Below are 16,007 nucleotides of genomic sequence, written 5' to 3'. Positions count from 1 at the left end.
CGGCCGGTCGAGCCGGCGTGTGTGAACACGGGTCGAACCGTCACCACATACGTCACCGGTTAAATCGGTGACGATGCTGTCATGTGCCCTGGAGGCTGTCAACGGCCCGGCCGGACGGGACTCGGGAGCTGTTAAGATGTCCGCGACGTAGACCGTGTGACGAGGAGTCGCAGACGTGGTGGGTGACGACGACATCTCCGGGTGAGATCCGGATCTGACGGCCACCGGGCGCGCCGAGGAGCGCAGCCGAGGTGGTCCGTTTCGTCGTACCCCCTTTCCATACGTCTGCCCAGGGCAGAGGTCTCTTCCCTGCCCGTGATCCGTCCGAGGTCACCCCCATGTCCGACGTCGCCGTCGTCTGCTCGAACCTGTCCTTCGCCTGGCCCGACGACACCCCCGTCTTCCACGACCTGTCCTTCACCGTGACCGCCGGCCGTACGGGCCTGGTCGCCCCCAACGGCTCCGGCAAGAGCACCCTGCTCAGGCTGATCGCCGGTGAACTGAAGCCCGCCACCGGCTCCGTGTCGGTCAGCGGGACGCTGGGCTACCTGCCGCAGAGCCTGCCCCTGACCGGCGACCTGACCGTCGCCGAGGTCCTCGGCATCGCCGACGTGATCCGCGCCCTGGACGCCGTCGAGTCGGGGGACGTCAGCGAGGAGCACTTCACCACCATCGGCGACGACTGGGACATCGAGGAGCGCACCCGCGCCCAGCTCGACCGACTGGGTCTCGCCGACCTCACCCTGGACCGCGGCCTGAGCACACTCAGCGGCGGCCAGGTCGTCTCCCTGGGCCTCGCCGCCCAGTTGCTGAAGCGCCCGGACGTGCTGCTGCTCGACGAGCCCACCAACAACCTCGACCTCCGGGCGCGGCACAAGCTCTACGACGCGCTCTCCGACTTCACCGGCTGCCTGCTGCTGGTCAGCCACGACCGCGCGCTGCTCGACCGCATGGAACGCATCGCCGAACTCGGCAGCGACGAACTGCGCTTGTACGGCGGCAACTTCACCGAGTACGAGGAGGCCGTGCGCGCCGAGCAGGAGGTCGCCCAGAAGAACGTCCGCAACGCGGAACAGGAGCTGAAGCGGGAGAAGCGGGAGATGCAGCAGGCCCGCGAACGCGCCGAGCGCCGCGCGAGCAACGCCGCGCGCAACCTGAAGAACGCCGGTCTGCCCCGCATCTTCGCCGGCAACATGAAGCGCGGCGCCCAGGAGTCCGCGGGCCGGGCCGGCCAGACGCACGCGGCCCGGGTCAGCGAGGCCAGGGCCCGCCTCGACGAGGCCGGACGCGCGCTGCGCGAGGAGCAGCGCCTCACCCTGGAGCTGCCCGACACCCAGGTGCCCGCCGGGCGCAACGTGTTCACCGGCGCGGGGATGCAGGTCCGCCACGGCGGCCGGCCCGTGTTCGCCGACGGCGGGGTCGACCTGACCGTCCGCGGTCCCGAGCGCATCGCGCTCACCGGGCCCAACGGCGCCGGCAAGACCACGCTGCTGCGGCTGGTCACCGGCGAACTCGCCCCGGACAGCGGGGAGATCAAGCGGAACGACGGCCGCATCGCCTACCTTTCGCAACGCCTGGACCTGCTGGACCTGGACCGCACCGTGGCGCAGAACTTCGCCGCGTTCGCCCCGGAGCGGCCCGAGGCCGAGCGGATGAACCTGCTCGCCCGCTTCCTCTTCCGGGGCGCCCGGGCCCACCTGCCGGTCGGCGTCCTGTCCGGCGGCGAACGGCTGCGCGCCACCCTGGCCTGCGTGCTGTGCGCCGAGCCCGCCCCGCACCTGCTGCTGCTCGACGAGCCGACCAACAACCTCGACCTGGTCAGCGCGGGTCAGCTGGAGAGCGCGCTCCACTCCTACCAGGGCGCCTTCATCGTGGTCAGCCACGACGAGCGGTTCCTCGCCGAGATCGGGGTGAACCGCCGGCTGCGGCTGGCCGACGGAAAGCTGCTGGAGACCGGAGCGCCCGCGGTGTGACCCGCCGTCGTGTGAGAGGGCCCGCGCCCGAGGCCGTGCGCCCGGCGGGCCGACCACCGATCACGTTGGACGGATTCCCATGCCCCGACCCGCTCTGCTCGCCCACGACCTCGTCCGCGTCCTGGGAGGCCGGCGCGTCCTCGACGGTGTCTGTCTGACCGCCTCCCCGGGCCATCGCATCGGCCTGATCGGGGAGAACGGCGCCGGCAAGTCCACCCTGCTGAGGGTGCTGGCCGGCGTGGACGAACCCGACGCGGGGAGCGTCACGCGCCCCGCCGATCTCGGCTTCCTGCACCAGGAGATGCCCTTCGACGCCGGCTCGACCATCGCCGCGGTGCTCGACGTGGCGCTGCGCGAGGCCCGCGAGGACCTGGCGGAGCTCGAACGGCTCGGCGAGGAGCTGGCCCGCGTCCCGGAGGGCGACCCCGGCCATGCGGAACTCCTCGACACCTACGGCAGGCGGCTTGAGCAGGCCGAGGACCGTCAGGCCTGGGACGCCGACCGCCGCGCGGCGCTGGTGCTGGACGGTCTGGGTCTCGGCGCCCTCGGGCACGACCGCACGCTCGGCTCGCTGTCCGGCGGGCAGCGCGGCCGGCTGGCGGTGGCCGCGCTGCTCGTGCGCAGGCCGTCGGCGCTGCTGCTGGACGAGCCGACCAACCACCTCGACGACGGCGCCGCCGCCTTCCTTGAGGAGCAGATCCGCGGCCTGCCCGGGGCCGTGGTCGTCGCCAGCCACGACCGGGCGTTCCTGGACGCCGTCTGCACCGATCTGATCGACCTCGACCCCGCGGTGGACGGTCCGGTCCGCTACGGCGGCACCTACAGCGCCTATCTGGGGGAGAAGCGCGCCGAGCGGGAACGCTGGGAGCGGCGGTACGCCGAGGAGCGGCAGGAACTGGAGGAACTGCGGTACCAGGCGGGCGTGACCGCGCACCGCCTCGCGCCCGACCGGGAGCGGCGCGACAACGAGAAGATGGGCTACGGCCACCGGGCGGGCCGGGTGCAGAACCAGATCTCCCGCCGGGTGCGCAACGCCGCCCGGCGGCTGGACGAGCTGGAGCGCACCCGCGTCGCCGAGCCGCCCCGGCCGCTCAGGTTCGCGGCCGGGGAACTGTCCGCGCCCGCTTCGGAGGGCCCCCGGCCCCTGGTGTCCCTGCGGGACGTCCGGGTGCCGGGCCGGCTGGCGCTCGACGGTCTGGAGGTGACGGCGACGGACCGGCTGCTGGTCACCGGCGGCAACGGGGCCGGCAAGTCGACGCTGCTCGCCGTGCTCGCCGGACGTCTCACGGCCGAGGGCGAGGTGAGCAGGCGGCGCCGTCTCACGGTCGGGCTGCTCACCCAGGACACCGCGTTCGACCGGCCCGACCGCACGGTCCGCGACACCTACGAGCAGGCGCTGGGCGCCGAGCGGGCCGAGAAGGTGCCGCTGACCTCGCTCGGTCTGCTGCACGAGGCGGACCTGGACAGACCCGTCGGCCAGCTGTCCGTGGGGCAGCGCCGGCGGCTCGCGCTGGCCCTGCTGGTGGCCCGCCCGCCCGAGCTGCTGCTGCTCGACGAGCCCACCAACCATCTGTCCCCCACCCTGTGCGACGAGCTGGAGGCCGCGCTCGGCCCCGGTCCCGGCGCGATCGTCGTCGCCAGCCACGACCGCTGGCTGCGGAGGCGCTGGCAGGGCCGCGAACTCCGGCTGGAGCAGGGGGCACGCGCGGCGCAAGGAGGAGACGACGGCCTGTAGCCGCTGCTGACCCCGCCCGCCGGGCACACCGTTCGGGGCCTGGTCCCTGGTCCCCTGGTCCGCGCCCGGTGCGCGAGGTGCCGTAGGAGGGCGGGCACACCGCCCGGGTTCACCGGGCCGATGGTGGAGACGCCGGGCGAGTCCCGTGCGGGAAGGGCACGGGACCCGCGGTCGGGGCAGGGGCGCGTCAGGCGGCGGTGGCGTTGATGGTGACGGGGACGTTGTCGCGCGTCGCCTTGGAGTACGGGCAGATCTGGTGGGCGGCGTGCGCCAGTTCCTCGGCGGTGGCCTGGTCCACGCCGCCGAGGACCGGGGCGAGGACCGCGGAGAGGGAGAACTCCCCGTCGTCGCCGTGGGTGAGGGTGACCTCGGCCGTGATCGTGGTGCTGGTCAGCCGGATCTTCCGCAGGGTGGCGGCGCGGCGGAGGGCGCCGAGGAAGCAGGCGGCCCAGCCGGCGGCGAAGAGCTGCTCGGGGTTGGTCGCGGTACCGGCGCCGCCCAGCTCCTTCGGGAGGGCGAGGCTGGTCTCCAGCAAGCCGTCGGAGGACTGGACGCGGCCGCCGTTGCGGCCCTCTCCGTCGACGTCGACAACGGCGGTGTAGCTGACTGCCATGGCTGGGACTTCCGATCTGGATGGATGGGTCTTCGGCGTGTACCTCCTGACCAGGACGCCAATGCATCACCGGTCTAGGAGGTGACGCAAGCATGGCAGTCTCGCTCGTCACCAGTCAAGGCGGTGATGGCCTGCAGCTCCCTTCAGGCCGCCGTGAACGCCGACGACCCCTCGAATTGCAGTTCGACCACCTCCTCGCAGCCTTGACAGGTGACTGAGTGAATGACATGCTCATCACCAGTCAAGACGGTGACGTATGTCGACATCACCCCGATCCCCGCCGACACACCTTCCAGGTGTGCGCCACGAAAACGGATGACATGACCTCACACGTGGACCCCCGTGCACTGGGCACCTTCCTCAAAGCCCGCCGGGCACAGCTCACGCCACAGCAGTGCGGTCTGCCCGAGGCGGCGGCCTCCCCCCGCCGCGTCGCGGGACTGCGCCGGGAGGAAGCCGCCCGGCTCGCCGCGATCAGCGTCGACTACTACACCCGTCTCGAACAGGGCCGGGTACGCGCCTCCGCCCCCGTGCTCGCCACCCTCGCCCGAGCCCTGCGCCTCGATGACGACCAGCAGCGGTACCTGTACGAGGTGGCCGGCCGCAGCGACGCACGGACCGCTCGCCGCCGGCCCGCCCAGCACGTACGGCCCGCCATGCGACGCCTGCTCGGCCAACTCCGCGACACCCCCGCGCTGATCCTCGGCAGACGCCTGGACATCCTCGCCTGGAACCAGGCGGCCGCGGCCCTCTACACCGACTTCGCCGCCGTCCCGGCCGACCGGCGCAACTACCTGCGCCTCCTGTTCACCGACCCCGCGATCCGCGGCATGCACCAGGACTGGGAGCACGACGCCCGCGACGCCGTCGCCGCCCTGCGCATGGAGGCCGCGGCCGGCCCGGACGACACCGACCTCGCCACCCTCGTCGGCGAACTGACCGCCCAGGACCCCGACTTCCGCACCTGGTGGGCCGAACACCGCGTCAGCAGCGCCAGTCACGGCACCAAGCGCTACCGCCACCCCCTCGTCGGTGACCTCACCCTCGACTGCGACACGTGGACCGATCCCGACGGCTCCGGACAGCGCCTCATGGTCCTGACCGCCGAAACCGGCAGCCCCTCCCACGACGCGCTGGGCATCCTCGCCTCCTGGACCCACGACCCACAGCCGCACGACACGCGGGCGAGCGGCGGGAGTACGCCGCCGCGGTGAGGGGGCGACGACGTGGCTCGCCCTTGGACCTGCCGTGATCCGCCCCCACGGGCGCGGCGGCGTCCGGGCCCGGCTGGTTCAGGGCTCGGCTGGTTCAGGGCCGAGGGGAGTGGGGGACGTGGCCGAACCCGCCACCGATCAGGAGTACAGGGTGATCCGTGCGGCGGCAATGGAGGCCGAGTCGGAACTGCCGTTCGCCGGTCCGCACCGGTTCCTGTATCCGCTGATGTCCTCCACCGACCGTGTGCGCCGGCGCACTCCGCACCGTCTCACAGACCCGTGGCCGACAACCGTTCCAGCTCCGCCTGTGCGGCCAGCGTGTCCGGGTGGCTCTCGCCGAGGACCCGGGCGCGGTCGTCTCGGACCTCCCGCAGCAGCGCCGCGGCGCCCTGGACGTCCCCCTGCCGCGCGACGACCTGGGCCCGCCCGAACCTGGTCCTGATGACCTCGGGATGGAGCGGATTGCCGTAGCGGGCCAGCCGCTCCTCCAGGAGAGCGTCCAGTTCGGCGAGCGCGACGGTCGGGTCGCCCAGCTCGGACTTGAGCATGGCCATGTTGTAACGGGTGATGAGCACGGCGGGATGGGTGTCACCGAGCGCCTTCCGCTGGTCCTCCAGCAGTGCCTCGTGCAGCGCCAGGGAGCCCGCCGGGTCGCCCAGTTCCCAGGTGTAGCGGGCGATGTTGAGCCGCGCGAGCAGCGTGTTGGGGTGGTCCTCGCCGCGGATGCGCCGCACGTCCGGCAGCAGCGCGCGGAAGCCGTCGAGTGCTTCCTGCCGCCGCCCGGACTCGCCGAGGAACTTGTAGATGTTGAAGCGGCTGAAGAGCACCTGTGCGTGGTCCTCGCCGAACACGGCGATCCGGTCCCGCAGCAGCTCCTCGTGCAGCGCCAGCGCCGTGTCGTACTGGCCCAGCATCCCGTACCAGTACGCGATGTAGTGGCGGCTCTCCAGCACCGCCTGGTCCGTCGGCGCGAGCACGCGGCGCTGGTCCTCCAGCAGTTCCTCGTGCAGTCGCAGGCCGCGTGCCATGTCCCCGCCCCGGCCCGTCCAGTACGCGATGTCGTGCCGGTTCTTCAGGGTGCGGGGGTCGTCGGCGCCGAACACCCGGATCTGGTCGTCGAGCACGGCCTGGTGCAGTCGTACCGCGTCGGCGAAGTCACCGATCTCGCCGGTCGCGTACGCGATGCGGTACCGGACCTGGAGCACCCGGGGATCGTCATCGCCGAGCACGCGCCGCTGGTCCTCCAGCAGATCGCGGTACAGCTCGCGGCTGCGGCTGTAGGCCCCCGCCTTCCCCGTCCAGTAGGCGGCCCGTTCCCGGGCATGCAGGGTGACCGGTGAGTCGGCGCCCGGACGCTCCGCCAGCCGGTCCGCCCAGGCCGCCCACCGGGCCCGGTTGACCGTCGCCTCGGCCGCCGGCCGCTGCTCCAGACATTCCAGCAGCCGGTCGTACAACGCCGGTTCGTCCACGGCCGCCTGCCACAGGTGTTCCGGCTCCGCCTGCTCGGCGTAGGCGTGCAGGGGGTCCTCGGGCGCATGCTCATCCATGGGAGCCATGATCTCAAGCACCCGGCACAGGGCCCCATGGCCGGCCACCAGATCCTCCTCCTCCCGCACGTACTCGATCAGGGAAGGGTGGTGCACGCCGAACAACTCGGTTCCTGTCGGGTGCGGTGAGCGCACCACCAGCCCCGGCACCAGGTCCAGTACTTGATCCAGTGCCTCGTCGTCCACGGGACCGCCCAGCTCAGCGGACGCCCGCGCGAGCAGTGGACGGGGCAGCGTGGGGCTCGGCCCGGCGGCGGCAGCCACGACCAGGACGGTGTCGAGCCAGCCGCCGCGCCCGCCCTGGACCTGCGCCCTCTTGGTGAGCAGCGTCTCCCGGTACATCTCGGTGAAGGACACCCGGCCGGTCCGGGCCAGTGGGCCGCTCTCGCCCAGCACCCGGGTGACCTGCCAGTTTCCGTCCGCCTGCTGAAGGATGGCGTTCTGTGTCCGCCCGGACGCGTGCTGGGCCGTGCGCAGGTAGGCCCGCAGCTGCTCCTCCCCGGGGGCGGGGACCGGCGCGCGGTGCCAGTCATCGGGCAGCGGCACCCCGTCCCGGACCGTCGCGACCACGCCGAACCACTCCGGTGCCGCGTCGGCCATGGCGGCCAGTTCACGGACGAGCCCGGGGCGGTGCGGGGCGTCGACCTGATCGAGTCCGTCCACGATCACGCGCACCGGGTCGCACGGCTCCATCTGCCCGAGCGGCCCGCCGATCTCGGCCACCGCGCGCGGCAGCAGCGTCCGCCGGCTCTCCGGCACACGGGAGTTGTACGCCTTCTTCGCTCCGGCGAACCCGGGGAGGTACTTCTTCAGCTGGTCGGACAAGAGCGACCACACCGAGCCGGCGGTCCAGCGGGTGGTGTCCAGGCGGACGAGCCCGCAGACGGTCGGGGCACGGTCCGCCTCCTCCGGCGGCAGCAGCTCCGCGCGGCACAGCGCCGAGGCGAGCGTGGACTTCCCGGTGCCCATGGTGCCCAACACGGCGACCAGCCGGTTCCGGCGGACCGTCCGGACGAATTCCCCCAGTTCCGCGGGTGGCTGGAAATACCGCAGCGGCGGCATGAGCACGCCTCCGTCGACCGACCCCGCCAGCACACTCAGCTCCCGCTGGTACGCCACGTTGTGCGCGAGCCAGGTGTCCTGGGGGACCTCCGGAGCGCCCCCGCCGCCGCCCCCGCCGCCGTCGTACGAGGTGGCCTGCGGCACCTGCCGCGTCAGGCGGGCCTCCACCGCCTGCCGTACCGACCGGGTGCGCAGGATCTGTTCGAGACGGATGTCCCCCTGCCGGACGAGCCGGTTCAGAGCCCCCGAGAACTGAAGTCCGTAGGAAACCCGGCCGTCCGAGGACGTCAGCAGTTCGATCTTCCGACCGGTCTGCATGGCGGGTCTGAACCACCTCTGCGTGGCGAAGAGCCCCGCATACCCCGACAGACACGCGTCGATGACGACTGTCAGCTCACGGACGCCACCGTGGCGACGTACCAGCTCACCCAGCCCGGAGGGGAGGTCGAAGGCCGTCTCGGGACCGGGCGCATCAGGGGTGGAGCGGACCGGAAAGAGGAACTCGCCCTCACGGACGACGTGGCCGTGCCCGAGGAAGCCCAGCACCAGGGGCACTCCGTCGGCCGACGCCTCCTCGAACGCCTCGGCCAGCCCCGAGGTCACCTCGTCCACCGTCCGCGGATTCAGCAACAGGCCGTCGCCGAACGCCGGTTCGCAGTCACCGCGCAGCGGATCCAGCAGGAGCTCCCTCAGCTCCGCCGCGTACGCCTCCAGCAGGTCCAGCCGACTCTGCGGCTTCTCCTCTCGGGCGTCCCAGTGGGAGGCGATCACCAACGCTCTGCGCTCATCCGTCACGCGGGCATTATCGGGCAGGGGCCGGTCAACTCACCATGAATGCCGAGGTGTTGGGAAAGAACTTCACCGACGAGGAACTTTCTGCCCGCCGCTACGCGTCTTGGCGACGGACGCACGGACGCACGGACGCACGGACGCACGGACGCACGGACGCACGGACGCACGGACGCACGGACGCACGGACGGAACGGACGCGCACGTGCACGGCACGGCGCCGGTCGAACGGAGACACATGGCTGAGCTGGTCATGGTGCACGGCATCGGTCCCGAGGAGGAGACCGAGGAACAACTGCACGGCGACTGGATGCGCGCGCTGGCACGGACCCTGCGGGACAACGGCCGCGCCGAGCAGGCCGCCCGCCTGGAGGACGGTTCCGTCTCAGCGGCCATGGCGCACTACCGCCACCTGTACGCGCCTTACGTGCCGCGGGACGACTGGGACGTGCCGCTGCCCGCTCCGATGGCGGCGACTGGCGAGGACGTCGCCGCAGACATCATCGACAACATCCAGCAACACGCCTCCGATCCGGCGGCCCGTGCCGAAGCCGCCCGCGCCCTGGACGAACTGCGCGTCGATGTCGGCGCCGAGCAGGGTCCCACCGAGCCGCTGCGGATGTTCGTCGCGATGCTGGGGCGGCTCGGCCCCGTCGCCCGCTCCGGGTTCGCCGCGCTCAGCAGCACCGGCGTGTTCCACCTCGGACAGGTGGCGGCGTACCTGAACGACGAGACCGTCCGCGAGGGTGCGATCGAGGCCGTGCTGTCCCGGGTGACCCCGGACACCAAGGCGGTGCTCGCCCACTCCCTGGGCACCGTCGTCGCCTACGAGGCCCTGCACCGGCTCGGACAGCCGCTGCCGCTGCTGATCACCTTCGGGTCCCCGCTCGGCCTGCGCTCCATCATCCGCCGGCGGCTGCGCCCACAGCCACTGCGCTCGCCAGGCCATGTCAAGCGCTGGGTGAACGTCGCCGACCGCGATGACTTCATCGTCGCCACGCTGCGGCTGCGGACCCTGTTCCCGGACAACGACGCCGTGCTGGAGCGCACCCGGCTGGTGAAGAACCGGAACACGAACCCGCACGCGGCCGTCGAGTACCTCAAGCACTGGCAGACCGTCGAACCGCTCGCCGAGCTCCTGTGACGCGCGCCGAGGCCCTGGTTCGCCGGCGTGTCCTGACAGTCCGCGGGGCTGGGAACGTGTGCGGGACCACAAGTCCCCCGGGTGCATGAAGCACGGGCTCGCCGCATGCGTTGTCAGAGGCAGCGGTCAGGATGGCGGTCATGACGGACGGAACGACCTGGCTCGCTGACCGGCAGTCCATCGCGTTCGGGGGGTACCACGTGGTACTCGCCCGCGGACTCTCCCCGGACGAACTCGCCGCGCGTCTCGCGGCGACCCTGCTGTACGGCACGGAGCACGTCGTGGTGCCGGTCGGGGAGCACACGGGAACCTCGCTGCTGGAGCTCATGGACGACCAGTACGACGTCGGGCTGCGGCTGGGCTCCGCGGGGGTCTGGACGTACGCGGTCGCGTACGGCGGCTGGCAGGGCGAGTTCGGGCCCATGGCACCGGTGTCGCGCGGCGGCGCGCACGTCTGCCTCCTGGAGTACGAGGAGGAGAACGGCAAACCGGTGCCTCCCCAGTTCGCCTGTTTCCACGACGGTCGGCTGCTGGCCGCCTTCAACCTGCACCTGGACGGATCATGGGGCTACGAGAAGGTGGAAGGGGATCCCGCCACTGCCGCTCGACTGCAGGAGCGGCTCACGGCCGCCGGTCTCCCGGACCCGGAGCGGAACCGGAGGGAGGTCCACCGGGCCGCGCTGGGCGTCGTCGAGGAGTTCTTCGGGCTCTCGCTGCCGAGGGGGCCGATCGTGAGCGGGACACTGCCGGCCGTTCTGCTGGAACCGGCGTGACCCGCACCCGGACGGACACGTCCGTCGAGGACCGCCGCGTGACGGTTGCCAATCTTCGGCTGCCGTCAGGGCGACCGGACCCCGGACGCCCGCGCCCTTGACTCCCCGTTTGCTCCGCGCTGTCCATGCCCTGGATGTCGTCGTATCGGCGCGCTTCCGCGGTTACACCGGGCGTGGAGGAGCACTGGCTCGGGGGAGGTTCCGGCGTTTGCTCCCCGTCCTCCCGCGAAGGTCTGTGAGCCTTGCGGCATGCGTGTCTTGCTGATCGAGGACGACGACCGGGTGGCCGGACCGTTGACGGAGGGACTGCGCCGTTTCGGCTTCACCGTCGAACACGCCAGAACGGGCGCCGACGGCCTTGTCGCGGCGGAGGCGGCGATGGTGCTGCTGGACCTGGGCCTGCCCGACATGGACGGCCTCGACGTCTGCCGTGCCATCCGGTCCCGCTCGTCCGTGCCGATCATCATGATCACTGCCCGGGACGACGAGGTGGACCGGGTGCTCGGTCTGGAACTGGGTGCGGACGACTACGTCTCCAAGCCCTTCGGCGTACGGGAACTCGTCGCCCGGATCCGCGCCGTCACCCGCCGCGCCCGGCCGGCGGACGCGGACACCCGCCGTACGGAACCGGATCCCTCGGACGACCCGGCGGCGACCGGGACGCTGGGCGTCCAGCGGATCGGCCCGCCGACCATCAACCGCCGCACCCGGCAGGTACGTCTGCACCAGGCACCCGTCGCCCTGGCACCCAAGGACGTCGTCCACCTCCAGCGCGCCGGAAGCCGCGTGCACCGGGGACACCTGGGCCCCTCCACGGACGCGACGGCGCTCGCGAGGTGACGCGGAAAGGGGCCGCTCTCGCCGCGCTGGGGCGGATTCACCGGCAGCGACCGCCCGGTTGTCGCGGTCTCAGGTACGCCCGGGACCCGGGGCGCGCCCCCGCCGGGGCCGGTCCGCTGCCGGCCGACGGACCGGTGGGCGGTCGGGGCCGTTCGGTCACCGCGCTGCCGGATCTCGTCCCGCGTGGCCCGAGCGGCATGGCCGTCCGCACGCCGTGCACGGTCCGCCACGAGGGCCGGGGCGGAGGCGCCGGCCCACCGGCCGAAGCGGCGTGCCGTGCTGGTGCGGGCTGTCACCCGGGTGGTGGCCCCCGTGCGGGCTGGGCGGGACCTGCCGTTCGAGCGGTTCGGCGGGAGAACCGGTGGAGGCGCCGGCCTACCGGCCGAAGCGGCGTGCCGTGCTGGTGCGGGCTGTCACCCGGGTGGTGGCCCCCGTGCGGGCTGGGCGGGACCTGCCGTTCGAGCGGTTCGGCGGGAGAACCGGTGGAGGCGCCGGCCTACCGGCCGAAGCGGCGTGCCGTGCTGGTGCGGGCTGTCACCCGGGCGGTATCCCGTGCGGGCTGGACGGGACCTGCCGTTCGAGCGGTTCGGCGGGAGAACTCCGGCCCGGTCTCCGCCATGGCCAGCCGGCGTCCAGCGCCCCCACCCGCGGCGCGTTCGGGCGCGTGCGCGGGTTCCCGCGGGCCGGACGCCGCGTGAGCACGGTGCTGGATGCCCGGTTCAGGTGGGCTTCGCGAACCTCGCGTCGGTCGCGGACGACGTGGGGACCCACCGGCCGCGAAAACCGGCGGCGCTACCGGCTCCCCCAGGCGGGCCCGGCCTCACCGGGAGTGGGTGAGCAGGTGGTCGACGGCCTCGATGACGTCGTCGACGGTGTGGTGGGGTGTGTCGAGTCCGTCGGGCCAGGTGCGACCGCGGACCCATATGGTGCGCAGGCCGGCGTTGTAGCCGCCGGTGATGTCGGTTTCGGGGTCGTCGCCGGTCATCCAGTCGCCAGGGGTGAGTTGGGTGCCGCACCGGGCGGCCGCGAGCTCGAACAGCCTAGGGTCCGGTTTGCGTACGTCGATGTCGCCGGAGGCGGCGATGCCGTCGATCAGGTCGGCGAGCCCGGTGGCCCGTACCTTGGCGCGTTGGATGTCGCTGGCCCCGTTGGTGGCGACCCCGATGCTCCAGCCGGCGTCCTTGAGGCGGGTGAGCGCGTCGAGCACGGCGGGACGGCACGTGACGGCGGACGCCATGCGGTCGATGTAGACACGCCAGAGGTGATCGCTGCTCTCGGCGACGGGAAAGGCGGCGCGCAGGCGGTCGAAGTCGGCCCGCTCGGCGCGGTCGGCGAGTTCGGTCAGCAGCCAGCTCTCGATCTCCGGCCCGTAGCCGTGGTCGTGGCTGAGGGTGGCTATGGCGTTGGCGACGGCACTGGTGCGGTCGACCAGCGTGCCGTCCAGATCGAAGATCGCGAGTCTCACGGGCGGACCCTACCCGGCCGGGTCCGCCGGCAGCCAGAGACGACCCGGATGACGAGACGGAGCTGCCCGCCGTACCGTGGACCTCTCGAACGTGCGCCTACGCGGCCGTGGGAACCGCCGCCCCCGAAGAGCAGGTGCGGCCTCCGGGCCGAGTGCTCCCGGAGGCCGCGTCCTCGCGTGGCGGGTTCCGCTCGGTGAGCGTCGTCCGTCAGGTCGCGCTGGGCCGGTCGTGCGCCTCTTCCGGCAGTTCGACGCGCTCGATGTCCCGGACGATGACGAGGTAGCTGACCACGGCCATGGCGGCACAGGCGCTGACGAAGGCGAGGGCGAGGTCGAAGGAGCCGGTGGCGTCGAGGATGTAGCCGATGACGAGGGGGGTGACGATGCCGGCGACGGCGCCGAAGGTGTTGAACAGGCCTCCGGCGAGGCCCGCGATCTGCTTGGGGGAGACGTCCGACATGACCGCCCACCCGAGGGCGCCCATGCCCTTGCCGAAGAAGGCGAGGGACATGATCAGGACGACCAGCCAGGACGCGGTGACGTAGTTGCAGACGATGATGGTGGTCGACAGCAGCAGCCCGGTGACGATGGGGATCTTGCGGGCGGCGGTCAGCCCGGTGCCGCCCCGCGCGAGGCGGTCCGAGAGCCAGCCGCCCAGGACACCGCCGACGAAGCCGCACAGGGCGGGCAGTGACGCGACGAAGCCTGCTTCGAGGATGCTCATGTCGCGTTCCTGGACCAGGTAGACGGGGAACCAGGTCAGGAAGAACCAGGTGATGGTGTTGATGAAGTACTGGCCCACGAACACGCCCAGGGTGGTGCGGTTCTTCAGCAGCGTGGCGATGTGCCGCAGATTCCGCCTGCCGGAGGTGGCGCTCCTGGCACGCATGTCCTCCTCGGCGGTGGGGGCGTCCAGGTCGACCAGCGCTCCGCCACCGCGGATGTAGTCGAGTTCGCCGCTGCCGATGCGCGGGTGGCTGCGGGGGGCGTAGATGACCTTCGTCCACACGAGGGCCAGGACGACGCCGACGCCGCCGACCACGGTGAAGACGTGCTCCCAGCCCATGGCGGTGACCAGCCAGCCCATGAGGGGGGCGAACGCGACGGTGGCGAAGTACTGGGCGGAGTTGAACAGGGCCGATGCGAAGCCGCGCTCACGGGTGGGGAACCAGGCGGCGACGATCCGTGAGTTCCCGGGGAACGAGGGGGCTTCGGCGAAGCCGACGGCGAAGCGCAGGATGAACAGCAGGACGACCGCGGCTCCGGCGAAGAAGCCGATGGCTCCCTGGAGCATGGTGAGCACCGACCACAGGAAGATCGCGATGCCGTAGACCTTCTTGGAGCCGAAGCGGTCCAGCAGCCAGCCGCCGGGTATCTGGGCGATGAGGTAGGACCAGGAGAAGGCGGAGAAGAGCACGCCGAGCTCGCCGGAGCTGATGTGCAGATCCTTCTGCATCGAGTCGCCGGCGATGGAGAGGGTGGAGCGGTCCGCGTAGTTGATCGTGGTGACGACGAACAGCATGGCCAGAATCAGATACCTGATGCGGCCTGCCGTGGCGGTGGCCGTGGGGACGGCGATCGCCGGCTCGTCCTGCCGGTCGAGAGCGGGCATGGTCGGTCTCCTAGACCTAGGTGATGCGGCTGCGCTGCCGCGTGTGGTCCGAGCCACAGAACCGGTGGCTGAGTTGACCGTAGAGACGCTTTCGATTCACGTCCATGTCCAATTTTGTTGCTTGCAATTCATTCCTTGTATGACACGTCTGTGACGGGCGCGTGCCGAGTACATGTCGGCCGAAGGCGGGCGCCCCGGTCACAGGAGCCGCAACAGCGCATGCAGCGCGGGATTGTCATTGCTTTTGCGCCACACGTAGTCCAGTTCGACCGGCCGCGGATGACCGGGCAGGTGCAGCGGGCGGTACACGACTCCGGTGGGCCGCATCCCGGCCGCCGCCTCCGGAACCAGAGCGATGCCCCAGCCGATGTTGACCAGGGCCAGGATGCTGTGGACCTGGCTGAGGTACTGGGTGAACACCGGCCGCACCTGCGCACCGCGGAAGGTGGTGAGCAGCAACTCGTGGAAGTAACGGGCCTCTGTCGGGGAGTACATCAGGAAGTCCTGCCCGTCGAAGGCCGACAGCTCGATGGGCCCCTCGCCGGCGGCCAGGGCGTGGTCGGCGGGCAGCGCGGCCACCAGCCCTTCCCGGACCGCGGTGCGCGCGGTCAGGTCGGGGCCGACCGCGGACGGGCGGATGAGGCCGAGGTCGAGCGAGCCCTCGCTGAGCGCTTCCAACTGGTCGCGGGTGACCAGTTCGTGCAGCAGCATCTCCACCCGCGGCAGACCGCGACGGGCGCTCTCCAGCAGCTCACCGAGCGCGGAGTAGGCACTGGCGGCCGTGAACCCGATGGCGATCGAGCCCGCCTCTCCCGTGGAGACCCGCCGCACCGCCAGGGCGGCGTGCTCGGCCTGGCGCACGATACGGCGCGCTTCGGCGAGGAAGGAGCGGCCGGCCGGAGTCAGCCGCACGGTCCGGTTCGTGCGGTCCAGCAGCTTCACCCCCAACTCGCCCTCCAGGAGCTGGATCTGCCGGCTCAGCGGGGGCTGGGTCATGCTCAGACGCTCCGCGGCCCGTGTGAAGTGCAGCTCCTCCGCCACGGCCACGAAACACGTCAGCTGCGTCAATGTGAACAACGATGCTCTCCTTGTATCGCCACATCCAAAACTTATGTTGGACGTGAATCGATCGCGACCGTAGCGTCGGACCTGTCCGACACAGGCGCTCCTCGCCCCGCACGCCCGTCCGCGGCGGCGCGGAGAAGCCACAGGAGAGACGCACCATGGCACAGCACCGCCG

10 protein-coding genes and 1 pseudogene are annotated in these 16,007 nt (G+C 71.8%); 6 read left to right on the top strand and 5 right to left on the bottom strand.

What is annotated here, in order from left to right; translation table 11 throughout:
* Positions 1–338: 338 nt before the first annotated feature.
* Together abc-f and ACH4LD_RS37715 are read left to right on the top strand one after the other, a co-directional pair.
* On the top strand, positions 339–1,973 hold the full coding sequence (gene abc-f, locus ACH4LD_RS37720) for a ribosomal protection-like ABC-F family protein (RefSeq protein ID WP_398058346.1): 1,635 nt from the start codon (positions 339–341) through the stop codon (positions 1,971–1,973).
* A 79-nt stretch (positions 1,974–2,052) separates the two neighbouring features.
* Positions 2,053–3,708, top strand: a complete 1,656-nt coding sequence (locus tag ACH4LD_RS37715; protein WP_398058345.1) for an ABC-F family ATP-binding cassette domain-containing protein — start codon at positions 2,053–2,055, stop codon at positions 3,706–3,708.
* A 187-nt stretch (positions 3,709–3,895) separates the two neighbouring features.
* On the opposite strand, the gene ACH4LD_RS37710 is transcribed toward ACH4LD_RS37715, so the two are convergent.
* Entirely contained in the window at positions 3,896–4,321 is a 426-nt protein-coding gene (locus tag ACH4LD_RS37710) for an organic hydroperoxide resistance protein (protein WP_398058344.1), read from the bottom strand.
* A gap of 320 nt (positions 4,322–4,641) precedes the next feature.
* Between ACH4LD_RS37710 and ACH4LD_RS37705 the strand changes: the two genes are divergently transcribed.
* Positions 4,642–5,535: a helix-turn-helix domain-containing protein gene (locus ACH4LD_RS37705; RefSeq protein ID WP_398058343.1), complete on the top strand. Its 894-nt coding sequence runs from the start codon at positions 4,642–4,644 to the stop codon at positions 5,533–5,535.
* A gap of 269 nt (positions 5,536–5,804) precedes the next feature.
* Here ACH4LD_RS37705 and ACH4LD_RS37700 read toward each other — a convergent pair whose 3' ends face one another.
* Positions 5,805–8,939 carry a tetratricopeptide repeat protein gene (locus ACH4LD_RS37700; RefSeq protein ID WP_398058342.1) on the bottom strand — a complete coding sequence of 1,045 codons (3,135 nt, stop codon included), beginning with the start codon at positions 8,937–8,939 and terminating at the stop codon, positions 5,805–5,807.
* A 232-nt stretch (positions 8,940–9,171) separates the two neighbouring features.
* Between ACH4LD_RS37700 and ACH4LD_RS37695 the strand changes: the two genes are divergently transcribed.
* The 3 genes and pseudogenes from ACH4LD_RS37695 to ACH4LD_RS37685 form a co-directional block, all read left to right on the top strand.
* On the top strand, positions 9,172–10,077 hold the full coding sequence (locus ACH4LD_RS37695) for a hypothetical protein (RefSeq protein WP_398058341.1): 906 nt from the start codon (positions 9,172–9,174) through the stop codon (positions 10,075–10,077).
* A 140-nt stretch (positions 10,078–10,217) separates the two neighbouring features.
* Positions 10,218–10,850 (top strand): DUF6461 domain-containing protein, encoded by a 633-nt coding sequence (locus tag ACH4LD_RS37690; protein WP_398058340.1) that lies wholly within the window; start codon positions 10,218–10,220, stop codon positions 10,848–10,850.
* 249 nt (positions 10,851–11,099) lie between these two features.
* Positions 11,100–11,606: pseudogene (locus tag ACH4LD_RS37685) on the top strand (response regulator transcription factor); the annotation flags it as partial.
* A 904-nt stretch (positions 11,607–12,510) separates the two neighbouring features.
* On the opposite strand, the gene ACH4LD_RS37680 reads toward ACH4LD_RS37685, so the two are convergent.
* From ACH4LD_RS37680 to ACH4LD_RS37670, 3 genes are all read right to left on the bottom strand, one after another.
* The gene (locus tag ACH4LD_RS37680) at positions 12,511–13,155 is read right to left on the bottom strand and encodes an HAD family hydrolase (protein WP_398058339.1); all 645 of its coding nucleotides are present in this window, start codon (positions 13,153–13,155) and stop codon (positions 12,511–12,513) included.
* Positions 13,156–13,363: 208 nt separating this feature from the next.
* Complete coding sequence (locus ACH4LD_RS37675) at positions 13,364–14,767, bottom strand: MFS transporter (protein ID WP_398058338.1); 1,404 nt, start codon at positions 14,765–14,767, stop codon at positions 13,364–13,366.
* A gap of 198 nt (positions 14,768–14,965) precedes the next feature.
* The gene (locus tag ACH4LD_RS37670; RefSeq protein ID WP_132789200.1) at positions 14,966–15,844 is read right to left on the bottom strand and encodes a LysR substrate-binding domain-containing protein; all 879 of its coding nucleotides are present in this window, start codon (positions 15,842–15,844) and stop codon (positions 14,966–14,968) included.
* Positions 15,845–16,007: the final 163 nt, after the last annotated feature.

Source organism: Streptomyces sp. NPDC017676 (assembly GCF_044329325.1).
Taxonomy (GTDB): Bacteria; Actinomycetota; Actinomycetes; order Streptomycetales; family Streptomycetaceae; genus Streptomyces.
Note: the sequence above shows the minus strand (reverse complement) of the source record. Positions and strands in the feature narration are given on the sequence as shown.